Source organism: Aeromonas sp. 75A, assembly GCF_051919425.1.
In the GTDB taxonomy this organism is placed as follows: Bacteria; Pseudomonadota; Gammaproteobacteria; order Enterobacterales; family Aeromonadaceae; genus Aeromonas; species Aeromonas veronii.
Genome location: NZ_JBQBES010000002.1, coordinates 3,004,477 through 3,029,907, shown reverse-complemented (window position 1 = coordinate 3,029,907; position 25,431 = coordinate 3,004,477). Strand labels below are relative to the sequence as shown.

Sequence of the window (25,431 nt, the reverse complement as noted above, 5' to 3'; positions counted from 1 at the left end):
AGGAATGAGATGATCTCCAACAAACTCGAACGCTCGAGCATGCTGATCGAATGGCTGCTGCTGCTGGCACTGCTGGCGACCCCTTTGATCACCTTGCTGGAGGTGTGGACCCCCTTCGGTGGCGCCGATTTTCTGCAGGAGAAGCTCAACACCATCTTGAGCCGCCCCGGCATCAATCCTGCCGACTATCCCCTTCACTTCTCCACCCGGCTGCTAGGGACCCTGGTACAGCTGTTGCCGGATCTGGTCTTTATGATGATGCTCTGGCAACTGCGTCAGCTGTTTCGCGGCTACCGCGCCGGTCTGCTCTTCACCTTCGAGCAGATCCGCCGCTACCGCCAGATCGGACTGCTGCTCTGTGCAACCTTCCAGGTCGAGTTGATCCTGACCCCCTTGCTGGATACGGTGCTCACCATGAGAGGCCCGGAAGTACTCGGTACCATAGCGCTGAGTACCTCAGATTTCCGGGTACTGCTGGCGGGACTGATCGTACTGGCGCTGGCACTGGTCATGCGCGAGGCAAAACTGCTGGCCGATGAACAGCAACTGACGGTGTGAGGATCCTATGCCCATTATCATCCGACTCGATGCCCTGCTGGCCGAGCGTAAAATGACCGCCCGCGAGCTGGCCCAGCGCATCGACATCACCGAGGCCAACCTCTCGATCCTCAAAAATGGCCACGCCAAGGCGGTGCGCTTCTCCACTCTGGAGGCCATCTGCCGTGAACTCAAATGCCAGCCCGGCGATCTGCTGGGCTACGAGCAGGAGCGCTAACCCTCTTATGAGTCGTCATATCACCCTGTTTGCCCTGTGGCTGCTGCCGCTGTGGGCCTGCGCTGGCAATGACGCGAACGGCCCCCGCTACCTTATCGAGCAGGGCGCCAGCGCCAATGTACTGCAAGTGCGCCTCACCATGCAGGGCAAGCCCCCTTTTACCCTGCTCCCCGCCCGCCAGTTGCCGGGCAGTGCCGCGGCGGTTTCCCCCGCGCTGATCTGCCTTGCAGACAACCAGCCGGTTGCCTTCAACCAGCCCTTCTCTTGCAAAGAGGTTGGCTGGCAGATCACGCTCACACCGGCTCCGGCAGAGGGTGCTGATGCCTCGGCCCAACAGTCGCTTTTGTTCGCACCCAATCAGTGGCTATTGACCGAGTGGGGTAACTTTGTGCGCCAGATGGGGAGTCGCCAAGGAAAGGTTTGTCTGCCGGATGGCAGCTGCCAACCACTGCCGGATGTCAACCAGCCGCCGCTGATCCTGCCGTTTGGTCTGGACACAGTGCCCGTCACCAAGCCGGATCCGCGGCTGGTGCTGAGCCATGACGAGACCGCCAACCAGCTCGATCTGCCGGCCTTGCAGCAGCAACTGAATGAGATCATCGACTATCTGGCCTTCCAGCTCGATGTGGATCCGCCCGCTCATCCATGGCAACTGGTGTGGCTGGGGCGGGATGTGGCGACCCGCTCCCTCGGCGGCGCCGCCGGAAATCAGGTGTTTGTCGCCAACTACCCCACCGAGGCTGGCAAGCCGACGCCACAGGCCCCCTTGCGCCTGCTGCGCACCTCGGCCACGAGGCGGTGCATATCCTCAGCGCTCGCCACTCTGCTCCACCACCCACCTGGGTCAACGAGAGCCTCGCCGAGTACCTCGCCATCAAGGCGTTGCGCCGCTTTCGGCTGCATCAGGTCACGGCAGTCAACGAGCTGGCCGAGCGGGGCAAACAGATGCCCCATAGCGAGAGTGGCCTCTATCGGGCGGCTCGCGAGGTGCTGGCGGGCGATCGCTCCTACTACCCGCTCTTTTACGTCAAGGGGAGCGCCTTCTGGGAAGCGCTGGAGCGGGAGCTGCAGCACAATGACGTGACGCTGGCGCAACTGCTGCCCCAATTGGGCTGGCTGCCGGATGGCCGCTTTGATGCCGCCTCCAATGAGCTGCTTGCCGGCACCATCGGCTCGGACACCTGGCGCCGCCTCAGCCGCCTCTATCTTGGCGAGCAACAGTAACGCCGCAAACCGCAGCAACAAAAAAGGGAGAGCCGTGGCTCTCCCTGTTCAGATGTGCATTTCTCAGGCCGGAGCCCTCTCCTGCGCAGACGGCGCAAAGGGGCGCAGCCGCAGGAAGAAGACCGGCAAGACCACCAGCACCATCAGGAAGAAGATGCCGCCGCCGAGAGGCTCGAACAGCACGCCGCAAAGTGCCATCAGGGCCGCCACCGTCATGCCGAGGCCAAGGGCCGCATAGAGCGCCTGGGTCGGGATCAACTGTTCGGCGGGCAGCTGGCGAGTCATGAAACGCACCGCCCCCAGATGGCTCATGCCAAAGGTGACCGAGTGGAGCAGTTGCCCCAGCACCAGTACCCACAACTCGGTCGAGGCCCCCAGCAATACCCAGCGCACCACACAACCGATGGCGCCGGCGATAAAGAGACTCTGGGCGCCAAAGCGCTGCAGGAAACGCTTGTCGGCGGCGAACATGCAGATCTCCGCGACCACCCCGAGCGCCCAGAGATAGCCGATGATGGTGCCGCTATACCCTTGCGCCTTCCAGTAGATGGCGCTGAAACCGTAATAGGCGGCGTGGCTCCCCTGCAGCAACGCCGTCAGCAGCAAGAAGCGACGTACCGGTGCACTGCGCAGGGTCGCCAGCAAAGAGGCCTTCGCCCGCTCGCCCTGACTATCCTGTGGCGCCGGATAGAGCGGCAGCCAGCTGAGCAGCAGCATCAGCACCAGCCCCGCCACCATGGTGTGCAAAATCCAGTCACTACCGAAGTTGCCTACCAGCGCCCCCACCAGCGTCGAGGCGACAATAAAGGCAAACGAACCGCACAGCCGCACCTTGCCGTAATCGAGGTGCGCCTGCACCACCATGCGGGTCGCCAGCGCCTCCCCCATCGGCATCAGGGTCGGATAGATAAAGTTCGCCAGCAGGGTCAAGCCCACCAACCACCAGAGGTTATGACTGAGATAGAAGCCGAGAAACGCTAGCAGACTGAGCAGGGAGAGCAACCGGGTAACCGGCAGCAGATGGCCCGCCCCCTTGATCTGCCCCATCACCATCAGGTTGCCGGCAAAGCGGATCGCCATCCCCGCCCCCAGCAGGAGACCAATCATCTCGGCGCTGACGCCCACCCCCTCCAGCCAGAGCGACCAGAACGGCAAGTAAGCACCGTAGACAAAATAGAAGGCGCCGAAAAAGAGCGCTAACCAGGAAAACGCGGGCATAGATCCTCTGCAACCGGATGACGGGAGCAGAATGATAACTCATCCGCCCCCGCAGATCCCGATGGAAACCCCGCTAAGAAAACGAAAAAACTTCAATAAAATTGAACTATTACCGAAGAAGTGGGGTCTACCTGGTAACACCTCCTCCTGGTTAGTGTTGCAATCCTTCCACCCGCCCATGGCGGGTTTCTTTTTTAGGCAAACATTTGCTCTGCTCCATCGTCACAACATGGCGGCGACAAAAAAGGGGCCGAAGCCCCTTTGATCATCTGCGTCTGTTGTTTGCTCTTTAGAATACGTATTTGACCCGTGCACTCAGGTTGCGGCCCGGTTCGGTCATCATGCTGTTATCGGAGCCCTCGGCACGACCGGCGATGCGCTCGTAGCTGGTGTACTCCTTGTCAAACAGGTTGAAGACCCCGACGTTGAGCTGCAGATCGGTCATCGGGTTGAACTGGGCGTACATATCCACAACACCCCAACCGGCGCTCTTCACGTAATCGTTGCCTTTGCTGTCTTTACGGACTTTGTCCATGTCGTCAGCAAAGCGCAGCGCGGTGTTGAAGTTCCATTGGGACTGTTCCAGACGCACACCGATCGAGCCATTGAGCGGGCTCAGGCTGTTGATGTAGTTACCATCCCCATCCTTGCCTTCGATGTAGGCGAGGTTGCCCCAGACATTAACGATATCGTTGAGCCAGTAATCCGCCTTGGCTTCGACCCCTTTGGTGGTCGCCTTGCTCAGGTTCTGGTACTGGTAGACGGCTGTGCGCCCCTCTTTGCCCACTTCCACCATCTCGATGAAGTCTTCAAACTTGTTGTAGAAGCTGGCCACTTCATAGCTGAAGCCGTTGCTGCTGCCACGTACGCCAAGATCGATGCCGTCGCTGCTCTCCGGATTGAGGTTCGGGTTGGGCTCGATGCGATAGCCGTACGCCTGATGGTTCAGGGTGGAGAAGGCGCTGTCATACATGGGGGCCTTGAAACCGTGGCTGTACTGGGCGAACAGGTTGGCCGCCTCGTGGGCCTTGAACACCAGACCCAGCTTGGGTGACAACTCCCCTTCGGAGAACTTGTGCAGCTTGTCGCCGGTGTAGGCCGGATCGTTGTCCGGGGTCATCCGGTAGTAGTCATAACGGGCACCCGGGGTCAGTACCCAGCGTTCGCCAAACTTGATCTCGTCAAAGGCCCACAGGGCGCTGCGCTCGCTGGTGGTAGCCGGGAAACTCAGCTCGTTGTAGCCGACAAAATCACCGGGAGTCGTCGGCCCCTTGTAACGGGTACGTTCGTTGTCGGTGTGCTCGTATTCAGCCCCCCAGGCCAGGCGGTGGTTGGCGACCGCCTTGTGGAACTGCAGCTGGGCGCCGATGTTCTTCTGATCGAACACGTTGTGATCAAGCGAGTTTTTGGTCACATAGGGGTTGCCGGGGCTGACCGGATACTTGGATGAGGCGTACTGATCCAGCGTCTGCTTGGTGCGGGCGAAGTAAACCTTGCTATCCATCCGATCGGCCCAGCCTTGATTCAGCGCGATGCCGTGATCCAGCACCACAGATAGGTTGTCGGTCTGCTTGTCGGTGATGGGCTGATCAAAGACACGGGCAGTACCGGTACCGACCTTGTTGAGCTTGACCGCATCCGGATCCTCGCCATCGGTCAGGTAGTCAACGGTCAGCTTGAGGAACTGCTCATCGGAGAGGTTCCACTTGCTCTTGAGCAGCAGGGCGTGGGTACCGATATCGAAGTCGTTCTTGGTGGAGTCGAAATTCTGGGTCACACCGCCATCGCGCCAGGTGTAGCGCAGCAGGTTCTCCACTTCACCAGTGCGCAGGGCGCCGGTAAAGCCCGCCATCTTCTGGTGGCTGCTGGAGGCGTAACCGCTGGTCACATCCAGATAACTATCCTTGCCCTTGAGGAAATCGCTGGCATCCTTGGTGGTGATGGCAATCACGCCACCCAGCGCATCGGAGCCGTAGGCGGCAGACGCCGGCCCCTTTGCCACTTCTACCTGCTTGATCATGTCGGTATCGAAGTAGCTCTGGCCAACACCGCCCTTGCTGTAAGCATCGTTCTGGCGCACACCGTCGCGCACCACCTTGACCCGGTTTTCACCCATGCCGCGGATGATAAAGGTCTGCGCATCCCCCTGACCGCCGAGCACGGTCACACCGGGTTCGTAGCGGAACAGGTCGGCGACGTTGGTGACGACCTGCTCTTCAATCTGCTTGGCGGTGATCACCGAGATGGGGCCGGAGACATCTTCCAGTTTTTGCTCCATCCGTGAGCCGCTGACGACCACGACTTCATCCGCCTTCTGGGTGGCAGCAAAGACCTGGGAAGAGAGACCGGCCGCCACGGCGAGGGCAACCAGAGAGAGTGCGTTATGATGGGTCACAGCGAATCCTTATTGAGAACTGTTATCAAACAGGCCGCATATTACCCGGCTCTCGGCAAAGATCAACAAGAAACGAAATCATTCTCATTTGTTTTGAACCAAATTGGTTTTACACTGTCGCCCTGTGTTGCCCTTATTCTCTATTAGCCCCCCGAGATGCACCGGCATCCGGGCATATCAGCCGTGAGATCCCATGATTAGACGACTTCCCCTGCTCGCCCTGCCGCTGCTGCTGGCAGCCTGTGCCACCCCCACCCAACCGACCCAGTCATCACAGTTGCAGACGCTCTATGACTACCGGCTAAGCAGCGAGGGAGACGCAGACCTGACGCTGGAGCAGGCGATCGCGCGCATTGCCGACGCCGACATCATTCTGGTGGGTGAGCTGCACAGCCATCCCGCCGTGCATCTGTTGCAATCGCGCCTGCTGAGCGGGCTCTACACCACAGGTCAGCAGCACGGTCGGCCATTGGCCCTCTCTATGGAGCAGTTCAGCCGCGCCGATCAGAAGACGCTGGATGCCTATCTGGCGAACCAGATTGGTGAAGCGGCCTTGATCCGCGAAGGCAACGCCTGGCCCAACTATCCGAGCGACTACCGCCCGCTGGTAGAGTTTGCCAAAGCGCACCAGATGCCGGTGATCGCCGCCAACGCCCCCAAGCCGCTGGTGAGCTGTGTCGGTCAGGAGGGGGCTGAGTGGCTAGACAAACTGCCCGCGTCGCGCCGCAGCCAGCTGGCCCGCCAACTGACGCAGGGGGATGATCCCTATCGCCAGAAATTTATGGCCTCCATGCACCACGGCGATGCCGACAGCAACGCCCGCCGCTTCGCCGCCCAGACCAGTTGGGATGACACCATGGCCGAGAGCATGGTGGATTATCTCGCCAAGCACCCGGGCCAGCAGATCATGCATATCGCCGGCAATTTCCACGTCGAGGGGGGGCTTGGGCTCGCCAGTCGCATCGCCAGCCGCAATCCTGCCCTCAAGGTAGCGCTGGTCGTGCCCCGCACAGATGAGACCTCTGTTGCAGATCGCGCAGCCGATGTGCAGGTAACCATCATGCCGCTGCCTAAGCGCTGGCAAAACAGTGACGAGATGAAGCAAGATATGGGCGCGCTGCATCAATCCCGCAGTCGTGACTGCAGCCAGTGGCTGCAACCCTAATCTTCCAGGAAACGGCGGGTAAAATATGGATGTGTTACTGATCATCGATGTGCAGCAAGGCTTGTTCAACGAGCCCCGTTACCGCCAGGAGCAGGTGCTGGCCAATATCAATCGGGCTGCGGCCCATGTCAGACAGCAACAGGGACGGGTCATCTATATCCAGCATGACTCGCCCCCTGGTACCGAACTGGAACCGGGCACCCCGGGTTGGCAGTTGCACAGTGCGCTGCAACCGGCCAAGGGGGAGAGCCGGGTGCGCAAAACGGCCTGTGACAGCTTTCTCGATACCGAGCTTGCCTTCCTGCTGGCCGAGCAGCCGGTCGATCGACTGATCCTCTGTGGCTGCGCCACCGATTTTTGCGTCGATACCACAGTGCGCAGTGCGGCCTCCCATGGGTACGAGGTGCTGGTGTTGAGCGATGGTCACACCACCGCCGATCGCCCCCACCTGAGCGCGGCCCAGATCACCGAGCACCATCACTGGATGTGGCGCCACCTCAGCCTGCCGGAGGGGCGCAGTGTGACCCTGCTCACCACCGACGAGCTGCTGGCAGTAACACCCGCCCTGCAGCCGTGCTAATCTGCGAGCCTCGCCTCGTTTCTCACTGGAGTCTGTCGTGCGCCTGTTGTCTGCCACCCTGTTGTTGATTGTTCCCCTGCTGTCGGCCTGCTCCAGCTTGCCCGGCCAGAAGTATGACGGGCCGACCCCCCTGTTTCTGACCCACATCAACGAGGAGGGGAGCAAGCGGTTCACCTTTGAAGCCGCGCCCAACGACACCTTGCCGCGCGGCCTCTCGGCGGCCCAGAGCCAGCGGCTGCTGGAACAGCGGGAGGCGTTACAGGAGAACCTGCTGACCGAGACCCTGGCGACCAAGCAGTATTGCCGCCAGGGCTACATAGTGCTGAGCCAGACCTCCTGGAAGGTGCGGGGAGAGTGCAACGAAACTGCCACCGACGCCGATCGTCGCGCTTTTCCCAACAAGGCCTCCTGGCAGGATTGAACTGGCGGATGAGATAACGCAATAAAAACGGGCAGCCAATTGGCTGCCCGTTTTGTTATGACGGCTGTAGTGGTCGACAGAGATTATCAGACCGGCGCATCGGCCGGGCTGGTTAGCTCGGCACCGTTGTCGATGCGCTTGTGCCCTTCCACCAGATGGACGAAATCCACCAGCTCGTCACCGGAAACCGCGAACGCCTGTCCGAAGCCCTTGACGAACAGCCCCTGTTCCGGTTTGAGGCGGAACAGTTTGAAATCCTTGAGGTTGGAGAGACCCTTGATGATCTCGCCAAAACGCCCCTCCAGCGCCGCCACCGCCTTGCTCCAGCGGGCGTCGTCACGGGCCACCACTTCAGCCACCGCATCGAAGGTCAGGCGCTTGCGGGCAAACAGCTCGCGGGCACCGCTCTCATCCTCGATCAGCATCAGGGATACCCGCGGCACCTGTTGCAGGTTACGGGCGTGGCGAGCGATCTCGGAGATCAGCACATAGTAGCCATCTTCCTGCAGCACGAACGGGGCATAGCTAGCGTTGGGGTTGCCTTCGCCATCGACTGTGGCGAGCTGCAGGGTGCGGCAGCTGTCGCGAAACTCGCGGATCTCCGGTTGCAGGCGGTTCTGCAGACGCTCCTGACGTTCACTCATGCTTTGACTTCCTCTTGAGAGTTGTGGCGCAGCGCCATGAAACGGGTGACCTGATCGGCCAGCAGCTGGCGTTTCTCATCGCGACCCAGATAGACCTTGAAAATGCAGCGGCCGGAGTGACCGAAGAACTGGAAGGAGTGCCCCTCCTTGCCCATGAACAGCTTGCTGACCAGCGCAATCCCCGCCACGTTGTCGAGCTTGAGGTGACCATGCAGCTCACCGTCGCGGCCCATCAGGTTGTAGTAACCGCGTGCGTCCTTGCCTTTCGGGAAGGGGGCTTTTACCTCGAAGATGGATCCTTCTGATTCAACGATGGTGGTCACCGGGCCCCAGTCGGCCAAATCTTCCAGCAGACCTTGTGCGCGATCGGCGGGCAACAGGGTCACCAGCTCGGCGGGCAAATGGCGAACCACCTCCCATTCACTGATGGCAAGCTGGGCCGCCAGGGTGGACGGATGAGCGCCGGGATCCTGCTCCAGCAGCGCGTGAATGCGTTGTGCAATGCTCATGTTTTCTCCCTCTGCGGGACCAGGTCGTCCCGCTGTTTATCATGGCGGCTACTCTAATAAAGCACTGGAATCAATGCAATTGATAATTGCTATCATTATCAGTGCATTTTTTCCAAAGCCTTGATATTCTCGGCGGCACACCCGTTTCATTCACCCCTTCGGAGGTTAGCATGGGCCGTCGTCTTGCCCTCGCCATCACCCTGCTCTGCAGTTCATTCTCTCCCTTCTCTGCCGTTGCCGCCGACGGCCAGAAAGATCGTATCGTCAGTATCGGCCCGGCCACCACAGAACTCATTCTGGCCCTTGGCGGTGAATCGAGCCTGATCGCCACCGATGTCAGCAGTCCCTTGCCAAAAGGGCTGCCCAAGGTGGGTTATCACCGGGCACTGGCCGCCGAAGGGATCCTGAGCCTCTCCCCCACCCGACTGGTGGGCAGTGACGAGATGGGGCCGGCCCCGACCCTGGATCAGCTGCGCCGTGCCGGGGTCAAGGTGGAGGTGCTGGATACCGCGCCGACTCTCGCCAACCTCAACCAGCGTATCGACACCCTCGCCAGCCTGCTGGGCGATAAAGCTGCTGGCGATCGCCTGAAGGCAGAGATCCAGGCTCAGACCGATCAGCTGGCGGCGCAAGCCAAACAGAACAAACCGCTCAAGGTAGCCTTCCTGCTGCTGCACAAGGGGCAACCCACCAGCATCGCCGGGGGGGACACCACCGCCAGCGCGCTGATCTCGCTGGCAGGCAGCATCAATCCGGTCGCCGAGTTGCGCAACTACAAGCCGGTATCCGCCGAATCCCTCATCGAGATGCAGCCCGATCTGGTGCTGGTCAGCGGTCGTGACTGGCAGCAATATGCCGATCCGGCCAAGGTGCTGGCCGAAGTGCCCGCCTTGGCGGCTACCCCGGCAGGCAAGCGCAACGCCATTCACGCCATCGACGGTCACGCCCTGCAAGGGGGCCTGAGCCTCAACTCCCTGCAACAGGCGAACCAGATCGCCCAGTGGATCAAGCAGGGGTCATGATGCGGTTACCCCTCTCCTGGCTGCTGGCCTTCACCACGGCCGCACTGGCGCTGTTGCTGCTCGGTTCGCTGGCAACCGGCCCCATGACCCTCACCCTGGGCGAGAGTCTGCGGGCGCTGTTTGCCGGGCAGGAGAGCGGGATTGAGTCGCACAAACTGCTGATCGTGCAGGAAATTCGCCTGCCGAGAACCCTGCTCTGCATCGCAGTGGGGGGATCCTCGGGCTCTGTGGCGCCGTGATGCAGGGGCTGTTTCGCAACCCCCTGGCTGACCCCGGCATCATAGGTGTCTCCGGCGGTGCGGCGCTCGGTGCCGCGCTCGCCATCGTGCTGCTGGCCCCCCTCGGCCAGCAGCTGCAAGCCACCATAGGGGTTGGCCTGCTGCCGCTGCTCGCCTTTCTCGGCGGCGCGCTCACCACCACCTTGGTCTATCTGCTCGGCACCCGGGAGGGCGGCACCTCGGTCACCGTCATGCTGCTGGCCGGGGTCGCCATCACGGCGCTCTCCGGCGCGGTGATCGGCCTGCTCACCTATCTGGCGGACGATCAGATGCTGCGCAACCTGAGCCTGTGGCAGATGGGAACGCTGGCGGCAGGCAAACCGGCCGATGTGGCGCTGGCCCTGCTCACCCTGGCGGCCCTGCTGTGGCTCTTTATGCGCGATGCCAATCCCCTCAACGCCCTGCTGCTGGGTGAAGGAGAGGCCCGTCATCTTGGGGTCAATGTGCAATCCCTCAAACGTCGCCTGATCCTGCTCACCGCAGCGGGCGTCGGGGTGGCGGTGGCGGTAGCCGGGATGATCGGCTTCGTCGGGCTGGTAGTGCCCCATCTGGTGCGCCTGCTGGCAGGCCCCAACCATGTCAGGTTGCTGCCGCTCTCGGCCCTGCTTGGCGCCGCCCTGCTGCTGGCGGCCGACATGCTGGCTCGCACCCTGCTGGCCCCGGCCGAGCTGCCGGTGGGCATCATCACCGCCCTGCTCGGCGCTCCATTCTTCATCTGGCTGCTGGTAAAAGGCCGCCGCGCCCTGTGATACGGACTGTTATGCAATCACTCTCATCCTCACACTCCTCCCCCCTGTTGAGCTGCACACGACTCAGCCTGCGCCGTGGCCAGCGTCAGATCCTGGATGGGCTCGATCTTAGTCTCGAGAGCGGCACCCTCACCGCCCTGCTCGGCCCCAACGGGGCGGGCAAGAGCTCGCTGCTCAAGTGCCTGACCGGCGAGCTGGAATATGAGGGTTCCATCACCCTGTTTGGCGCAGATCGCCAGCAGTGGGACAGCAGCCAGCTGGCCCACCGGCTCGGGGTATTGCCGCAAAGCTCCTCACTCAACTTCCCCTTTCTCTGCGAAGAAGTGGTCGCCATGGGACGCTTGCCCCACAGTGAACCGGCGGCGCGGCGTGACGAGATAGTGGCGGCGGCCATGACCCATGCCGGGGTCGAGCATCTGGCCAAACGGCTCTATCCCGGGCTCTCCGGCGGCGAGCGGCAGCGGGTGCAGTTTGCCCGGGTGCTGGCGCAGATTTGGCAAGCCCCCTCTCCGACCGGGCAAGCCGAGCAACCCCGCCTGCTGCTGCTCGACGAACCCACCTCGGCGCTGGATCTGAAATACCAGCATCAGCTGCTCACCATGGCGCGCGCCCTGGCCAGCCGCAATACAGCTGTGCTGGTGGTGCTGCACGACCTCAATCTGGCGGCGCGCTATGCCGATCGGCTGGTGATGCTGGAACGGGGCAAGCTGATGGCCGATGGCACACCTGCCGAGGTGCTGACCCCCGAGCTGATTGCCCGTCTCTATGACTATCCGGCACAGGTGATCCACCACCCCGAGAGCGGCCTGCCGATGGTGGTGTGACAAATTCAGAATGCGGTAACGGCTGGAAGCGCGCCATTCATCCCGGAAACTGCAGCGTATAAACCGGTTTTTCACACCCCATATCGCCCTGCTAACATTCATCATCGCCAGATATGTGGTGTGAATATCCTCACACTTTACTCAGGCAAAATCCCCGCAGCATCGCCGTCTACTTATAATGGCGCTGCCTCACAGAAGGCATAACTCATTGATGCTACGGAACAATTACAATGAAAAATATCAACAAGACACTACTGGCTGCCGCCATCTCTCTCGGGATGCTGGCAGGCTGCAACAGCGACAACGACTCAAAGGCAGCTGATCCCATGGTTCGTTTTGCCACCTTCAACCTCTCTTTTGACCGCACTGCCGCCGGTATGCTGACTGGCGAGCTGGCGCTGACCCGCACCGAGCAGGATGCCCTGCTGGCCCGCCTCGCCGAAGGGAGCCTGAGCGGCGCCACTGAAACCAAAGCCAAGAACGTGCAGCAGATCCGCAACGTGGCGGAGATCATCCAGCGCACCCGCCCGGATGTGTTCCTGCTCAATGAGTTCGACAACGACGGCAAAGGCGAGAGCACCGCCGATCTGAAAGCCTTCAATGACAACTATCTGGCCCACGCTCAGCATACCGAAGTGACCGCCATCAGCTATCCGGTGATGCAGAACTTCGCTACCAACACCGGCCTGATGAGCGGTTATGACCTCAATCTGGATGGCAATATCAACAACGGCCCCGACGATGCCTGGGGCTTTGGCAACTATCACGGCCAGTACGCCTTTGCGGTGATGTCCAAATATCCCATTGACACCAAGCAGATCCGTACCTTCCAGAACTTCAAGTGGAAGGATATGCCGGGCGAGAAGAACCCCATCATCGATGACTGCAACAATCCCAAGGTCAAGATCCCGGCCAGCCGCCAGTGTGGCGACGCCTGGTATTCAGATGCAGCCTGGCAGCAGTACCCGCTCTCCTCCAAGAACCACGCCGATGTGCCGGTACGGATCAAGACCGAGAAGGGGGAAGAGGTGATCCACTTCCTGATCTCCCACCCGACCCCGCCGATCTTTGCCAACGCGGCGCGTCACACCGTCAAGCACAACCGCGCCGAGATCGCCTTCTGGAATGACTACGTCAAGGGTCTCGACTACATGACCGATGACAAGGGCACCAAGGGTGGGCTGGCCAAAAACGCCAAGTTCGTTATCGCGGGTGATCTCAACGCCGATCCGCTCACCGGTGACGGCGACCTGACTGCCATTCAGGATTTGCTAAACAACCCGCTGATGAATCAGGCCATCACCAATGGCACCCTGATCCCGGTCAGCGAAGGGGGCCCGGAGTGTGTCAGCAAGGGGGTCGACTGCAAACGCAACCTCACTCGCCCCAACCCGGAACGCATCACCAACTCCAGCGTGCTGCAGCTTGATCACGTCATCCCCTCCGCCAACCTCAACGCGGTCAAGAGCGGCGTCTTCTGGCCTGCCAGCTTCGAGGCCGGTTATCACCTGGTCTATGATGCGAAACTCGGCATCGCCAAGGGAGTCAGTTCGGACCACCGCATGGTCTGGGTCGATCTCAAACTCGACTAACTCTGCCATGACCCCGCTGCGGCGGGGTCTTTTATTGGCGATGGGCAGCGAGCGGAGCTCTGCTTATTAATCCACCAGCTGGCATTGAGTTATCCATCCATAACTCCTCCATAGCCGTTGATTGGGCCTCGCGATCACAGAACCGCCGCGCCAATGATGGTAGCATGCCTCCTCTTGCCATCCGGCCGCACGGCGGATCCGGTGGCCCTCCCTCCTCCGCTTTCAATTTTTGAGGAACGATTTGATGGAACTGCTTCTGCTTAGCAATGGTAAAGCCAACGAATTTCCGGGTCTGCTCGGCTGGGCCCGTGATCGGGTTCAAAGCCTGCTGGCTCGCAAACAGGTCAAACGCATCCTGCTCATCCCCTACGCGGTGATCCGCAGCGACTGGGATGCCCGTGCCAACGAACTTACCGAGAGCCTCGGGATCGAGACCATCAGCATTCATCACTTCGATGATCCGGTCGAGGCCGTCAATCAGGCCGACGCCATCTTTATCAGCGGCGGCAACACCTGGCGCCTCAACCAGATGCTGCACGAAAATAGCCTTATCGTGCCGATCCAGCGTGCCGTGCGTGAGCGGGGCGTCCCCTATGTGGGCTGGAGCGCCGGTTGCAACGTGGCGACCCCGAGCATCCGCACCACCAACGACATGCCGGTTTGCAGCGCCGCCGTGCTGCCGGCGCTGGGCCTGTTCCCGCTGCAGATCAACCCGCACTATCTGGACGCCAGCATCAGCGGCCACATGGGCGAGACCCGCGACGAGCGTCTGGCGGAGTTCTGCGCCATCAACCCGAGCGAGCACGTGGTGGCCCTGCGTGAAGCGAGCCTGCTGCAAATCACCGGAGAAAACGGCAGCGAGCGTCTGGAGTACTGGAGCGCACGCGAGCAGGACTTTAAGATCTTCAAACACGGTCAGGAGCCGCAAGCCTTTATGGACGCAGCCCCGCTGGCCGAACTGACCCCCTTCAAGGTCGGCTGAGCCACGCAGAGCGCCGTGCCACTTGCAAGCGGATAGCTCGCGAAACCGTAAAAACAAAAGAGGGATGGCTCAATGCCATCCCTCTTTTTTATCGTCATCTTTCAGCTGGTTGCAGCCTGCTTACTCACCCTGCAGGGTCACCAGCACCTTGCGGGCACCGCCATCGACGCGATGTTCGCCAAGCCAGATCCCCTGCCAGGTGCCGAGCGCCAGCTGACCATCGCAGATCGGCAGTTGCAGGCTCACCCCGAGCAGGGAAGATTTGATGTGGGCGGGCATATCATCCGCCCCCTCATAAGTGTGGCGATAGTAGGGGGCATCTTCCGGCGCCAGCCGGTGCAGATGGGCCTCCATATCGCTGCGCACGCTGGGGTCGTAATTCTCGTTGAGGGTGAGCGAGGCGGAGGTGTGTTGCAGCAGCAGGTGGGCCATGCCAATCCGGTAATCCGCCAGCATCGGCAGCTTGGCCACCAGCTCGTCAGTCACCAGATGAAAGCCCCGTGAACGGGGCTTCAGAGTCAGCAGGCAGTGCTGCCACATCAGACATACTCCATAAAGACGCGGGAGGTGAGTTTGGTGATGAGCTCGTAGGGGATAGTGCCAATCTCGTCGGCCACCCGCTCCACCGGCAACCCCTCGCCCCACAGTACCGCCTCGTCACCGGCCTTGTCGGTTGCGCCGGGCCCAAGATCGACGGTGCTCATATCCATGGAGACACGCCCCACCAGCGGCACGATGCGGCCGTTGATCAGCACGGAAGTGCCATTGGGCGCCATGCGCGGATAACCGTCACCGTAGCCGATGGCGATCACCCCGAGCCGGGTATCGCGATCTGACACCCAGTTGGCGCCGTAGCCCACCGGCTCGCCCGCCTTGTGATCCCGCACCGCAATCAGCTGGGTTTTCAAGGTCATCACCGGCTGCAGGTCGTAATCGGCCGCCACCGTGTTGGGGAACGGGGAGACGCCATAGAGGATGACACCGGGGCGAACCCAGTCGCAGTGGGAGTCTGGCCAGGCCAGAATGCCCGCCGAGTTGGCCATGGCCCGTTCGCCCGCCAGCGGTGCGGTCAACTTGCTGAACAAATCGATCTGCTCGCGGGTAGTGGGCTGCTCCAGCTCATCGGAGCGGCTGAAGTGGGTCATGATGTTGAACGGCTGCACCACGTTCTTGCACTTGCCGAGGCGCTCGATAAAGGCGGGCATCTCGTCGGCACGCACCCCGAGGCGGTGCATGCCGGTGTCGAGCTTGAGCCAGGCCACCACGGGGGCTGGCAGCTCGACCTGCTCCAGCGCTTCGAGCTGCTCCCAGGTATGAACCGCCGTCTGCAGATTGTTGGCCGCCAGCACCGGCAGATCGTCGGCGGAGAAGAAGCCCTCCAGCAGCACGATGGGCTTGACCACGGCGCAAGAGCGCAGCATCAGCGCCTCTTCGATGCGGGCCACCGCATAGGCATCCGCATCCACCAGGGTGCGGGCGACCGGCAGCAGTCCATGGCCATAGGCGTTGGCCTTGACCACAGCGATGATCTTGCAAGCAGGGGCGTGGCGCTTGACCACGGCGAGGTTGTGGCGCAAGGCCGCAGTGTTGATTTGGGCAGTAGCCGCTTTCATGGTTTTCCCTTACGAGGGCACAAATGGTCTCCCCCTCATCGGGCCGAAGACCGCCACTCACTTATCGTCGTCGAAGGCCGGACCGGCATAATTGTCGAACCGGGAAAACAGGCTCTGACGGGCTGCTTTGCAGTGAATGGCAAGCGGGTCAGAGCGGTGGTGGCAATCCTGACCACAGGATTGCCATGATTGTTACTTATCAATAATCGTCATCAAACGCCGGACCGGCGTAGTTGTCGAACCGGGAGAACTGACCCTGGAAGGTGAGGCGCACCCGACCGATAGGGCCGTTACGCTGCTTGCCGATAATGATCTCGGCAATCCCCTTGTCCGGGCTGTCATCGTGATAAACCTCATCACGATAGATAAACATGATCAAATCCGCATCCTGCTCGATGGAGCCCGATTCACGAAGGTCCGAGTTGACCGGGCGCTTGTCGGCCCGCTGTTCCAGGCTTCGGTTCAACTGGGAGAGCGCCACCACCGGGCACTGCAGCTCTTTCGCCAAGGCCTTGAGAGAGCGGGAGATCTCGCCGATCTCCAGGGTACGGTTATCGGAGAGCGCCGGCACCCGCATCAGCTGCAGGTAGTCCACCATGATCATGGATAGGCCACCGTGCTCGCGTGCCACCCGACGGGCACGGGAGCGCACATCGGTCGGGGTGAGGCCGGAGGCGTCATCGATATACATCTTGCCCTTTTCCAGCAGCAATCCCATGGTGGAGGAGAGGCGTGCCCAATCCTCGTCGTCGAGCTGACCGGTACGCACCTTGGTCTGATCGATGCGACCGACCGAGGCGAGCATACGCATGATGATCTGCTCGGAGGGCATCTCCAGCGAGAAGATAAGCACCGGCTTGTCGGCGGTGAGGGCCGCATGCTCGCACAGGTTCATGGCAAAGGTGGTCTTGCCCATGGAGGGACGGGCCGCCACGATGATCAAGTCCGAACGCTGCAAACCGGCGGTCATCTTGTCGAGATCGTTGTAACCGCTCGATACCCCGGTCACCCCGTTGTGGGGGGTCTTGAACAGCTCTTCAATCTTGTCGACAGTCTGCTCGAGGATCAGCTTCAGGGGCTGGGGCCCCTCGTTGGCGCTAGTGCGCTGCTCGGCAATCTTGAATACCTTGCTCTCGGCAAGATCCAGCAGATCGCCGGAGGTACGGCCCTGTGGCTCGTAGCCTGCTTCGACTATCTCGTTGGCGACCGAGATCATCTCCCGCACCACCGCCCGCTCGCGCACGATTTCGGCGTAGGCGTTGATGTTGGCGGCACTCGGGGTGTTCTTGGCGATCTCCACCAGATAGGCGAAGCCACCCGCCTCTTCCAGCTGTTCGGAGCGTTCCAGCTCCTCCTGCAGGGTGATGAGGTCGATGGGGTTGCCCGCGTTGGAGAGGCGGGTCATGGCCTGGAAGATCAACCGGTGCGGACGGCTGTAGAAATCCTGATCGATCACCCGTTCGGCAACCCGATCCCAGGCATCGTTATCCAGCATCAGGCCGCCCAGTACGGACTGTTCGGCCTCAAAAGAGTGGGGAGGAACTTTCAGCTGTTGTGTCTTGGCGTCTTTTTTCGCCGTCACTTGCTCTGCCATACACATAAAAACCGCAGCGGGAAGGGGACGGGAATTTTACAAAAGAAAGCCAACTACGGCGAGCCCTATCTGGCGGCTCATACCATCATAAAGGGCCAAACCAGAGTCTGCTCTACCTTGACCATTTTGATTTTGCTTCGCATTTTGCGCTCCTTGCGACTCAATCTTCTGCTTTTCATCCGGTTTACTCCTCTTGTTTGACGCCGCATCGCGGCAACCTCGTTCATGAATAATTCATGCCAGAGGTGATATTGATGAATACAAGCTGCGACACAATTAGGGACAGGCAGCCTGCCATGCGCCTTGCTGAGCTTGCCAAAGCGGAGCATGCCCCACCCACAGACGAGAGTGAAAAGAGTCAAAATGAAAAAGATGCTGACCCTGTTTGCCGTGATCCTGGCCATTGGCCTGGGGGCACCTCACGCCGAAGCCAAGAAGTTTGGCGGCGGCAAATCCTTTGGTAAAAGTTACAAAACTGCGCCGGCACAGCCTGCGGCCAAACCGGTCGACAACAAGAATCCGACACTGAATGCCCAGACTCCGCCGAAAAAGAGCGGCATGATGGGTGGCCTGCTGGGCGGCCTGCTGGCTGGCGGCCTGTTTGCCTACCTGCTGGGCAGCGGTGCCTTTGAAGGTCTGCAAGGAATGGACTTCCTGCTGATCGCCCTGCTGGCGCTGGGTGCCGTCTTCCTGATCCGTACCCTGCGCAAGGGCAAGGTCGCGACGCCACAGCCACAACAGGCGGCCTATGCGGGCTATCAGCCACCGCAATCCGCGGCCCCGCAGCAATTTGAGCAGAGCAACAGCGCCCCGCAAGCCACCGGCTTTGCCGACAGCGACGTGCCGTTCCGCCTGCCGCCGGGCTTTGACATGAACGGCTTCCTGGCCGGTGCCCGCGATCACTATCGCACCCTGCAAGAGGCGTGGAACAAGAACGATCTGGAAAAAGTGCGCGAATACGTCAGCCCCGAGCTGTTTGAACAGCTCAAAGCCGAGCGCGCCGAACTGACTGGCGACCAGCACACAGAAGTAATGTATGTCGACACCCAGCTGGTACGTGCTGACTATGGCAGCGACTGGGCCCAGGTGAGCGTGCGCTTCAGCGGCCGCTACATGGACCGTCAGGAGCAGGTCGAAGAAGACATCAAAGAGGTGTGGCACCTCGAGCGCGATCTGGCCAAGAACAATGCCCCCTGGCATATCGTCGGGATCGAGCAGCTGTAAGGCTTCGCGCCTATCAGTTAGTCACTAGGCAATAGCCAGTCAGTTAAGCCTGACTGGCTATTTTTTTATGGGGCACAACGAGACCAAATAGAGACTGACGCTGGCTCGTTATAGCTGTTGGGGCATGAAGTAACTTGGTCATATTGTGCTGATGATGACACCGATTTGATGACTCGTTTGCAGATGACGTTTGCGCTCCGCACAAAAGCCCCATCGCGGAACCGAGAGGGAATAATGTTGAGCATTAACCAAAAATAAGCTGCCCTGTTAGCTTGGGAAAAGCCGCGAGCCTATTTGACAGACATAAAAAATCCGAAGCCAGAACAACCGGCTTCGGATTTCATCATCCAAGGAGGAGCAATTAATGAGCATTAATTGCTCGGTATGACTCCTACGGCAGATTTCTTATCATCGGCATAGCCGTGATCAGTGGTGATGGCCCTTGCCACCACAACCGCCGCCACCGCAGCAGCCGCCGTGACCATGGTCATCACCGTGGTCGTGGCCATGATCGTGACCGTGGCCAGCACCGCCGCAGCAACCGCCCTGGCCGTGATCCTCATCGTGGTCGTGACCATGACCGCCACAGCAGCCGCCGTGATCGTGGTCATGACCGTGATCGTGACCGCAACCACCTGCACCGTGAACGTGGCCGTGAGCCAGCTCTTCGGCAGTAGCGGCACGCACGTCCTGGTTGAAGCCCAGAGTTACGCCAGCCAGCGGATGGTTGCCATCCAAACTCTTCGGACACTTCAACCACGGTCACAGGACGGTGACCATCATCGGTTTCAGCCACAAAAGTATCCCCTTCGGAGACTTCCATGCCGTCGAACAGCTCGCCCGGTACTTCTTGTACCAGTGTCTCATCATATTCGCCGTAGGCCTGGCTCGGTGCCAGAGTCACTTCGAAGGCTTCACCTACCGCGCGACCTTCCAGCTCGGCTTCCAGGCCTGAGACCAGGTAACGGGTGCCGTGCAGATAGACCAGCGGCTCTTTGCCGACAGTGCTGTCGATGACTTCACCGTGCTCGTCGGTGACTGTGTATTCCAGCGTAACCACGCTCAGAGGAGCTACTTTCATGTCAGGATCCTGCGGATAGAAAAAAACGGGCTCAGAATACCCTAAAAAGCGGGCCGCGCATATGCCGTGCCGCGCCACTGAGTGACGAAAAAAACGGCAACAGCGTCAGCAAGGAGACCCGCATTCCACCCGCCGTTCCCTTATCAGGGGCGAAACACCCCGATCACCTCTTCCGCCTCGCGAGTCTGCTTGTCGACCTCGGCGGGTGTTTGTACCTGGGTATCGCCACAGGCGACGCAGGTCACCTTCTCGACTCCATGCTCCAGATACAGCATCATGTTGTCCAATTTGCCGCACGCCGGGCAGACAGCACCGGCAATGAAGCGTTTTTTACGTCTGGTTTCCATATTTGTTACCTCCAGGCAGCATCATATCAGGGTTTTTACATGCATCACGCCATCGAGTATCACCATTTTTCCTGCCAGGGCCTGCACGCTGGCAACCGCAAACGAACTCCGGTCGGGCAGCTGTTGCGGATCACCCGGGGCGCCGCGCTGCTGAGACTGGGCCAACATGAGCTGTTGCTGCCGGCAGGAAGCAGCTTCTGGCTCTGCGCCGATGCCCTTGCGGCCTTCAGCCCCCTCAGCGGTTGCGATTTCGATCAGCTGAGCGTCTCTTTGCGCGTGGCTCAGCCGCAGCAGGCTGGCTGGCTGCAGGCCACGCCCCTGCTCGATGCCCTGCTCGACTCGCTGGCTCTGTGGCAACGTCCAAAAGAGTGGCAAGGGGCCTACGGTCAGCGACTGCAGGTGATCCTGGATGAGCTGCAACAGTGTGCCATCAGCCAGCAAGGTCACGGTGAGCTGCAAGCCTGCTGGCAAGCGCTGGCCAATGGCCAACCGGAGTCTCTGCAACTGTGGGCACAACAAGCCGATGCGCCGGTGGAAGGGAGTGAATTGCAACAACAGTGGCAACTGCTGCAGGCGCTCAGATTGCTCAAGGGCGGCAGCAAACCCGCGCAGGTGGCCAGCAAGCTGGGTTATGCCGATGAGACCGCATTGCAAGCGGCCTGCCAGCAATGGGGCGTTGGCGAGGATGGCGATCAATAACCGGACGCCGATGGAATACGCCAACGAAATTGGCTGAATGAGTCCAGTTTTTTGCCAGATGGTCGTTAACAAGGAAGGGCCATTCCCCCCGTAATCCTTTATGCTAGAGGCCTGAAGTGACTGCCAACGTTTCGACCAACAGGACATCTGCCATGACGAGCAAAGCCAATCAATCCCAGGGCATGTTGCTGTTTCACCTTTCAGCCAAACAATCCTTTGCCATCGGTACCCTCAAGGTGAAGGAGATAGTGCCCTACACCCAGCTGACGGCAATGCCCCACTCGCACCCGACCGTGTTGGGGGCCGCCAATATGCGCGGCTCCACCATTCCGGTAATCGACATGGCGATGGCGGTGGGCTATCGCCCCATCAGCAAGGAAGAGATGCCCCACTGCTTCATCATCATTACCGATTGCCGCCGCACTCTGGTGGGTTTTCTGGTACGCGGTATCGACAAGATCACCGAGTGCAACTGGCGCGATATTGAATCGCCACCCGCCTCCCTCGGTCACAATGTGTTCGTAACCGGTGTGACCCGAGTCAATGACCAGCTGATCCAGCTGCTGGATGTGGAGCTGATCCTCTCCCGGGTCTATCCGGACGATCCGAGCCACCTCTATCCGGTGCTGACCGATGTGCAGCGGGAGCGGATCAAGCCGATGCGGATCCTGCTGGTTGATGACTCTTCGGTCGCCCGCCGTCAGCTGATGGCCGCCCTCGACTACATCAATATCCCCTATGAAGTCTGCACCAATGGCAAGGATGCACTGACCCTGATGCAGACGCGGGCGAGCCAGAAGACCCCAATCGACATTCTGGTGAGCGATATCGAGATGCCGGGGCTTGATGGCTACGAGCTGGCCTTCGAGGTACAGAGCGACAGCAAACTGGCGGGGGCCTACATCATCCTGCACACTTCGCTCTCCAGCGAGATCAGTGTGGAGCGAGCCCATCAGGTGGGTGCTCATGAGGCGCTGACCAAGTTCGAAGCCAATGAGCTGATCCAGGCCATGCTGCGCGGTGCCGAACATCACGATCGCCTGCTGAAATAAGCCAATGACTGGCGGGAGGAACACTCCTCCCGTCCTCCTTATCTTCGACCCAGACCGACTGACCCCATGCTGACCGAGAGCCACTTCCACGCCCCCTGGTGGGCACGCAATCCTCATCTGCAGACCATATTGCCCAAATGGTTGCGCCGCATGCCTGCCCGCTTTGTGGCGGAGCGGTTTGAACTGCAGGATGGGGACTTTGTCGACCTCGCCTGGAGCGGGGAAGTCAGCCTTGATGAACGGCCGCTGATAGTGGTGTTTCACGGGCTGGAGGGAAGCATTCACTCCCACTATGCCAAGGGATTGTTCGCCCACCTGCAGCAAGAGGGCAGAGAGGCTGTACTGATGCACTTTCGCGGTTGCAGTGGCGAGCCCAATCGCCACCTGCAGGCCTATCACTCCGGCGCCATCGGTGATGCGCAGGAGCTGATTGCCGAGCTGAGCCAGCGCTTTCCGGGCAAACCGCTGATCGCCATCGGCTTTTCACTGGGTGGCAATATGCTGGTCAATCTGCTGGCTCGGGCCTGTCCTGCGGCATTGAAAGCAGCGGTGGTGGTCTCGGCCCCGCTGCAACTGGCAAGCTGTGCCGAGCGGGTCAATCAGGGCTTCTCGAAGGTCTATCAGAACTATCTGCTGCGCACCATGCGCCGCAATTTGCTCAGCAAGATCCGCCAGCAGCAGAAAGCGAGTGAATGCTGGCAACCTCGACAAGTGGAGCAGATTGCCACCCTGCGCGATTTTGACGAGCTGGTGACCGCGCCGCTGCACGGCTTTCACAGCGCCACCCACTACTACCAGAGCTGCTCGGGGCTAACGCTGCTGGCTCAGATCCCCATCCCTACCCTTATCCTGCACGCCGCCGACGATCCCTTTATGTCACACGCGGTCATTCCCCGCCCGGAGCAACTCTCGCCCACGGTGCGCTATGAGCTGAGCCAGCGCGGCGGCCATGTCGGCTTTCTGCACGGCACGCCCTGGCGGCCACGGTTTTGGCTGGATGAGCGGATCAGTCGCTGGATTGCCGAACAGAGTCACTCTGCAACACAGAACTGATTGCGTCCCGACTCCTTGGCCCGATAGAGCGCCTGATCGGCCCGCTCCAGCAACTGGCTTGCACTTTCACCGGGCAGTAATGTGGCAATCCCCTGACTCACCGTCACCCAGGAGGCAACATCGGACGCCAGATGCTCCAGCTGCAGGCTGGCCAAGCCATCTTGCAGCCGCTGCGCCACGCTGGCCGCCGCCTGACGGGCGGTATTGGGCAACAGCAGCACAAACTCCTCCCCGCCATAGCGGGCAACCAGATCAGATGGTGTGCGAACCGCACGGTTGAGCGCTTGTGCCACATCTTTGAGACACATATCCCCCACCTGATGGCCGTAGTGGTCGTTGAATCGCTTGAAATAGTCCACATCGATCAGGATGAGCGATAGCGGAGCGCCGCTCTCCTGGCTATGGGCCAAAGCGCGATCCAACTCGATATTGAAATGCCGCCGGTTGGCGACACCGGTCAGAGGATCTTGCTTGGCGAGCTGATCAAGTTTGCGCAGCAGCGTCAGATTTTCATGCTCCCGCATGATCGCCAACTCAAACCAGCGGTGCAGCATGCGGCGGCCGACCTCCAGCGCAATCACGCCAAACAACACGCCAAGCAGGTAGATCTGGGGAAAATCGACGCGTAAAAAGAGTTCCAACCCCACACCCACCGTCATCGGGCCCAAGAGATAGCCATAAAAAACCTTGCGATCGGGATAAAACGCGATGAGCGCAGCCAGCAGGTTGAGCCGCATGATCCCGTTTGCATAGCTGACTCCTCCCCGCAGCTCCACCTGACCAATCGTGTAGATGTGCAGCGTCCAGAGTCCGCCCCATAACACCAGCACCAGCGCAGCCATCCGTAACCAGAGACGGTCCTGCAGATGGTCACAAAACAGGCTGACAACAGGTAGCAGCAATAGCACCACCATGACCAGGGCCAGCTCACTCTGAAAGCGCCAGGGCAAGCTGTCATCACTGGCGAGCCCGACCTGGCTGTAAACCTCGTAGCGTATCGAAAGAAACAATACCACCAGCCAGTTCAACAACCAGAACCACACCATGCCTCGGGCAATCGCCTCTCGACGTGCGCTGTCCAGATGCTCCGTCAGGGTTAACGGCGCGCTGCGCTGCGCTTCAGACAACATCTCTCAGACTCCGGTGAAAAGGTAAAAAGTGATTGCATTCGCGGGATTCAACACAACAATAGCCTGACGATCACCTCTTTTGCTGTGAGACCTTTAAATGATCATTCCCTGGCAAGAACTGGACGGCGACACCCTGACCAACCTGATCGAACACTTTGTGTTGCAGGAAGGAACCGAATATGGAGAGCAGGATGTACCGCTTGGCGTCAAAGTCGATGCAGTGAGAGAACAATTACAGCAAGGCAAAGCTGTCATCGTCTATAGCGAGCTGCACGAATCGGTGAATATCGTGATGAAAGACCGCTTCATCGAGCAGTCTTGACCCAACCGCAATCCGGACCTTATAACGGAATTCCCAAGGAAGAGAGAATCCCATGTCGGCCAAGCACCCCATTATTGCCGTTACCGGTTCGTCCGGTGCCGGCACCTCCACCTCCACCAACGCCTTTCGCTCCATGTTCCATCAACTGGGATATACCGCGGCTGTGGTGGAAGGTGACAGTTTTCACCGCTACACCCGACCGGAAATGGATGTAGCGATCCGCAAGGCGCGCGAACAGGGGCGCCACATCAGCTATTTTGGCCCTGAGGCCAATGACTTCGGGCTGCTGGAGAGCTTTTTCCAGGGCTATGGGCAGGATGGCAATGGCCAGTATCGCCGCTACCTGCACAGCTTTGACGAGGCAGTGCCCTTCAACCAGATGCCCGGCACCTTCACCCCCTGGCAGCATCTGCCCAGCAATACCGATCTGCTGTTTTATGAAGGGCTGCACGGCGGTGTGGTTACCGAGGATCACAATGTGGCGCGCCACGTGGATTTTCTGATAGGCGTAGTGCCCATCGTCAACCTGGAGTGGATCCAGAAACTGATCCGCGATACCTCGGAGCGAGGGCATTCCCGCGAGGCGGTGACCGACTCCATCGTTCGCTCCATGGATGACTACATCAACTTCATCACCCCGCAGTTCTCGCGCACCCATATCAACTTCCAGCGAGTACCGACGGTGGATACCTCCAACCCCTTCAGCGCCAAGGTGATCCCGAGTCTGGACGAGAGTATGCTGGTGATCCGGTTTCGCGGTATCAAGCAGGTGGATTTCCCCTACCTGCTGTCGATGATCGATGGATCATTCATGTCGCGGATGAACACTATCGTAGTGCCGGGCGGCAAGATGGGCTTTGCGATGGAGCTGATCCTGCGCCCGCTCATCCAGCAATTGATCGAAACCGGCAAAATAACCTGATTCAAAGGAGTTCACG

Annotated in this window: 24 protein-coding genes and 3 pseudogenes; 17 read left to right on the top strand and 10 right to left on the bottom strand. The window is 60.2% G+C overall.

Annotated elements, in window-relative coordinates; translation table 11 throughout:
* Positions 1–9: 9 nt before the first annotated feature.
* The 3 genes and pseudogenes from ACTG2T_RS14230 (at position 10) to ACTG2T_RS14220 (ending at position 1,999) form a co-directional block, all read left to right on the top strand.
* Positions 10–558: a DUF2975 domain-containing protein gene (locus ACTG2T_RS14230; RefSeq protein ID WP_330125654.1), complete on the top strand. Its 549-nt coding sequence runs from the start codon at positions 10–12 to the stop codon at positions 556–558.
* 7 nt (positions 559–565) lie between these two features.
* The gene (locus ACTG2T_RS14225; protein ID WP_005335250.1) at positions 566–775 is read left to right on the top strand and encodes a helix-turn-helix domain-containing protein; all 210 of its coding nucleotides are present in this window, start codon (positions 566–568) and stop codon (positions 773–775) included.
* Between the two features lie 7 nt (positions 776–782).
* A pseudogene (locus ACTG2T_RS14220) lies at positions 783–1,999 on the top strand (hypothetical protein).
* 63 nt (positions 2,000–2,062) lie between these two features.
* On the opposite strand, the gene ACTG2T_RS14215 reads toward ACTG2T_RS14220, so the two are convergent.
* Entirely contained in the window at positions 2,063–3,217 is a 1,155-nt protein-coding gene (locus ACTG2T_RS14215) for a 3-phenylpropionate MFS transporter (RefSeq protein WP_330125656.1), read from the bottom strand.
* A gap of 289 nt (positions 3,218–3,506) precedes the next feature.
* Entirely contained in the window at positions 3,507–5,612 is a 2,106-nt protein-coding gene (locus ACTG2T_RS14210; RefSeq protein WP_330125657.1) for a TonB-dependent hemoglobin/transferrin/lactoferrin family receptor, read from the bottom strand.
* Positions 5,613–5,805: 193 nt separating this feature from the next.
* Here ACTG2T_RS14210 and ACTG2T_RS14205 point away from each other — a divergent pair, with 193 nt between their 5' ends.
* The 3 genes from ACTG2T_RS14205 to ACTG2T_RS14195 are packed head-to-tail and all read left to right on the top strand — an operon-like array spanning position 5,806 to position 7,778.
* Complete coding sequence (locus ACTG2T_RS14205; protein WP_330125658.1) at positions 5,806–6,777, top strand: ChaN family lipoprotein; 972 nt, start codon at positions 5,806–5,808, stop codon at positions 6,775–6,777.
* A 25-nt stretch (positions 6,778–6,802) separates the two neighbouring features.
* A complete protein-coding gene (locus tag ACTG2T_RS14200; protein WP_005348211.1) occupies positions 6,803–7,357 on the top strand; it encodes a cysteine hydrolase family protein in 555 nt (184 codons plus the stop codon).
* Between the two features lie 37 nt (positions 7,358–7,394).
* Complete coding sequence (locus ACTG2T_RS14195) at positions 7,395–7,778, top strand: hypothetical protein (RefSeq protein ID WP_330125659.1); 384 nt, start codon at positions 7,395–7,397, stop codon at positions 7,776–7,778.
* A gap of 86 nt (positions 7,779–7,864) precedes the next feature.
* Here the strand turns inward: ACTG2T_RS14195 and hutZ are convergent, their stop codons facing one another.
* Complete coding sequence (hutZ, locus tag ACTG2T_RS14190; RefSeq protein WP_005335257.1) at positions 7,865–8,422, bottom strand: heme utilization protein HutZ; 558 nt, start codon at positions 8,420–8,422, stop codon at positions 7,865–7,867.
* On the bottom strand, positions 8,419–8,931 hold the full coding sequence (gene hutX, locus ACTG2T_RS14185) for a heme utilization cystosolic carrier protein HutX (protein WP_005362516.1): 513 nt from the start codon (positions 8,929–8,931) through the stop codon (positions 8,419–8,421). Before hutX ends, hutZ begins: the two co-directional genes overlap by 4 nt.
* 170 nt (positions 8,932–9,101) lie before the next feature.
* On the opposite strand from hutX, the gene ACTG2T_RS14180 reads away from it, so the two are divergent.
* From ACTG2T_RS14180 to pepE, 5 genes and pseudogenes are all read left to right on the top strand, one after another.
* Positions 9,102–9,953: a heme/hemin ABC transporter substrate-binding protein gene (locus tag ACTG2T_RS14180; protein ID WP_330125660.1), complete on the top strand. Its 852-nt coding sequence runs from the start codon at positions 9,102–9,104 to the stop codon at positions 9,951–9,953.
* Positions 9,950–10,980, top strand: a pseudogene (locus ACTG2T_RS14175) (FecCD family ABC transporter permease). Before ACTG2T_RS14180 ends, ACTG2T_RS14175 begins: the two are co-directional and overlap by 4 nt.
* An 11-nt stretch (positions 10,981–10,991) precedes the next feature.
* Positions 10,992–11,804, top strand: a complete 813-nt coding sequence (locus tag ACTG2T_RS14170; RefSeq protein WP_266134374.1) for a heme ABC transporter ATP-binding protein — start codon at positions 10,992–10,994, stop codon at positions 11,802–11,804.
* Between the two features lie 230 nt (positions 11,805–12,034).
* Positions 12,035–13,396: an endonuclease/exonuclease/phosphatase family protein gene (locus ACTG2T_RS14165; protein ID WP_330125661.1), complete on the top strand. Its 1,362-nt coding sequence runs from the start codon at positions 12,035–12,037 to the stop codon at positions 13,394–13,396.
* Positions 13,397–13,640: 244 nt separating this feature from the next.
* Positions 13,641–14,378 (top strand): dipeptidase PepE, encoded by a 738-nt coding sequence (gene pepE / locus ACTG2T_RS14160; protein WP_330125662.1) that lies wholly within the window; start codon positions 13,641–13,643, stop codon positions 14,376–14,378.
* Positions 14,379–14,498: 120 nt separating this feature from the next.
* Here pepE and ACTG2T_RS14155 read toward each other — a convergent pair whose 3' ends face one another.
* The 3 genes from ACTG2T_RS14155 to dnaB form a co-directional block, all read right to left on the bottom strand.
* Entirely contained in the window at positions 14,499–14,918 is a 420-nt protein-coding gene (locus tag ACTG2T_RS14155) for a secondary thiamine-phosphate synthase enzyme YjbQ (RefSeq protein ID WP_330125663.1), read from the bottom strand.
* Positions 14,918–15,991, bottom strand: coding sequence for an alanine racemase (gene alr, locus ACTG2T_RS14150; protein ID WP_021230808.1), 1,074 nt, complete (start codon positions 15,989–15,991; stop codon positions 14,918–14,920). The genes ACTG2T_RS14155 and alr overlap by 1 nt, the downstream gene beginning before the upstream one ends.
* 199 nt (positions 15,992–16,190) lie before the next feature.
* Positions 16,191–17,585 carry a replicative DNA helicase gene (dnaB, locus tag ACTG2T_RS14145; RefSeq protein ID WP_026035132.1) on the bottom strand — a complete coding sequence of 465 codons (1,395 nt, stop codon included), beginning with the start codon at positions 17,583–17,585 and terminating at the stop codon, positions 16,191–16,193.
* Positions 17,586–17,948: 363 nt separating this feature from the next.
* Between dnaB and ACTG2T_RS14140 the strand changes: the two genes are divergently transcribed.
* Positions 17,949–18,809, top strand: a complete 861-nt coding sequence (locus ACTG2T_RS14140; protein WP_088868600.1) for a Tim44 domain-containing protein — start codon at positions 17,949–17,951, stop codon at positions 18,807–18,809.
* 426 nt (positions 18,810–19,235) lie between these two features.
* On the opposite strand, the pseudogene slyD reads toward ACTG2T_RS14140, so the two are convergent.
* A pseudogene (slyD, locus tag ACTG2T_RS14135) lies at positions 19,236–19,890 on the bottom strand (peptidylprolyl isomerase).
* 143 nt (positions 19,891–20,033) lie between these two features.
* Positions 20,034–20,237 carry a YheV family putative zinc ribbon protein gene (locus tag ACTG2T_RS14130; protein ID WP_005335287.1) on the bottom strand — a complete coding sequence of 68 codons (204 nt, stop codon included), beginning with the start codon at positions 20,235–20,237 and terminating at the stop codon, positions 20,034–20,036.
* 39 nt (positions 20,238–20,276) lie between these two features.
* Here ACTG2T_RS14130 and ACTG2T_RS14125 point away from each other — a divergent pair, with 39 nt between their 5' ends.
* The 3 genes from ACTG2T_RS14125 (at position 20,277) to ACTG2T_RS14115 (ending at position 23,041) form a co-directional block, all read left to right on the top strand.
* The gene (locus tag ACTG2T_RS14125) at positions 20,277–20,936 is read left to right on the top strand and encodes a hypothetical protein (protein ID WP_323911477.1); all 660 of its coding nucleotides are present in this window, start codon (positions 20,277–20,279) and stop codon (positions 20,934–20,936) included.
* 152 nt (positions 20,937–21,088) lie between these two features.
* Positions 21,089–21,988: a chemotaxis protein gene (locus ACTG2T_RS14120; protein WP_005335289.1), complete on the top strand. Its 900-nt coding sequence runs from the start codon at positions 21,089–21,091 to the stop codon at positions 21,986–21,988.
* Between the two features lie 66 nt (positions 21,989–22,054).
* Entirely contained in the window at positions 22,055–23,041 is a 987-nt protein-coding gene (locus ACTG2T_RS14115) for a hydrolase (RefSeq protein WP_330125664.1), read from the top strand.
* Here ACTG2T_RS14115 and ACTG2T_RS14110 read toward each other — a convergent pair.
* A complete protein-coding gene (locus tag ACTG2T_RS14110) occupies positions 23,020–24,171 on the bottom strand; it encodes a GGDEF domain-containing protein (protein ID WP_330125665.1) in 1,152 nt (383 codons plus the stop codon). The genes ACTG2T_RS14115 and ACTG2T_RS14110 overlap by 22 nt on opposite strands.
* Before the next feature lie 97 nt (positions 24,172–24,268).
* Between ACTG2T_RS14110 and ACTG2T_RS14105 the strand changes: the two genes are divergently transcribed.
* Together ACTG2T_RS14105 and ACTG2T_RS14100 are read left to right on the top strand one after the other, a co-directional pair.
* Positions 24,269–24,493: a YheU family protein gene (locus ACTG2T_RS14105; protein WP_005335298.1), complete on the top strand. Its 225-nt coding sequence runs from the start codon at positions 24,269–24,271 to the stop codon at positions 24,491–24,493.
* Positions 24,494–24,545: 52 nt separating this feature from the next.
* On the top strand, positions 24,546–25,415 hold the full coding sequence (locus ACTG2T_RS14100; protein ID WP_005335299.1) for a phosphoribulokinase: 870 nt from the start codon (positions 24,546–24,548) through the stop codon (positions 25,413–25,415).
* The last annotated feature ends 16 nt before the right edge of the window (positions 25,416–25,431 follow it).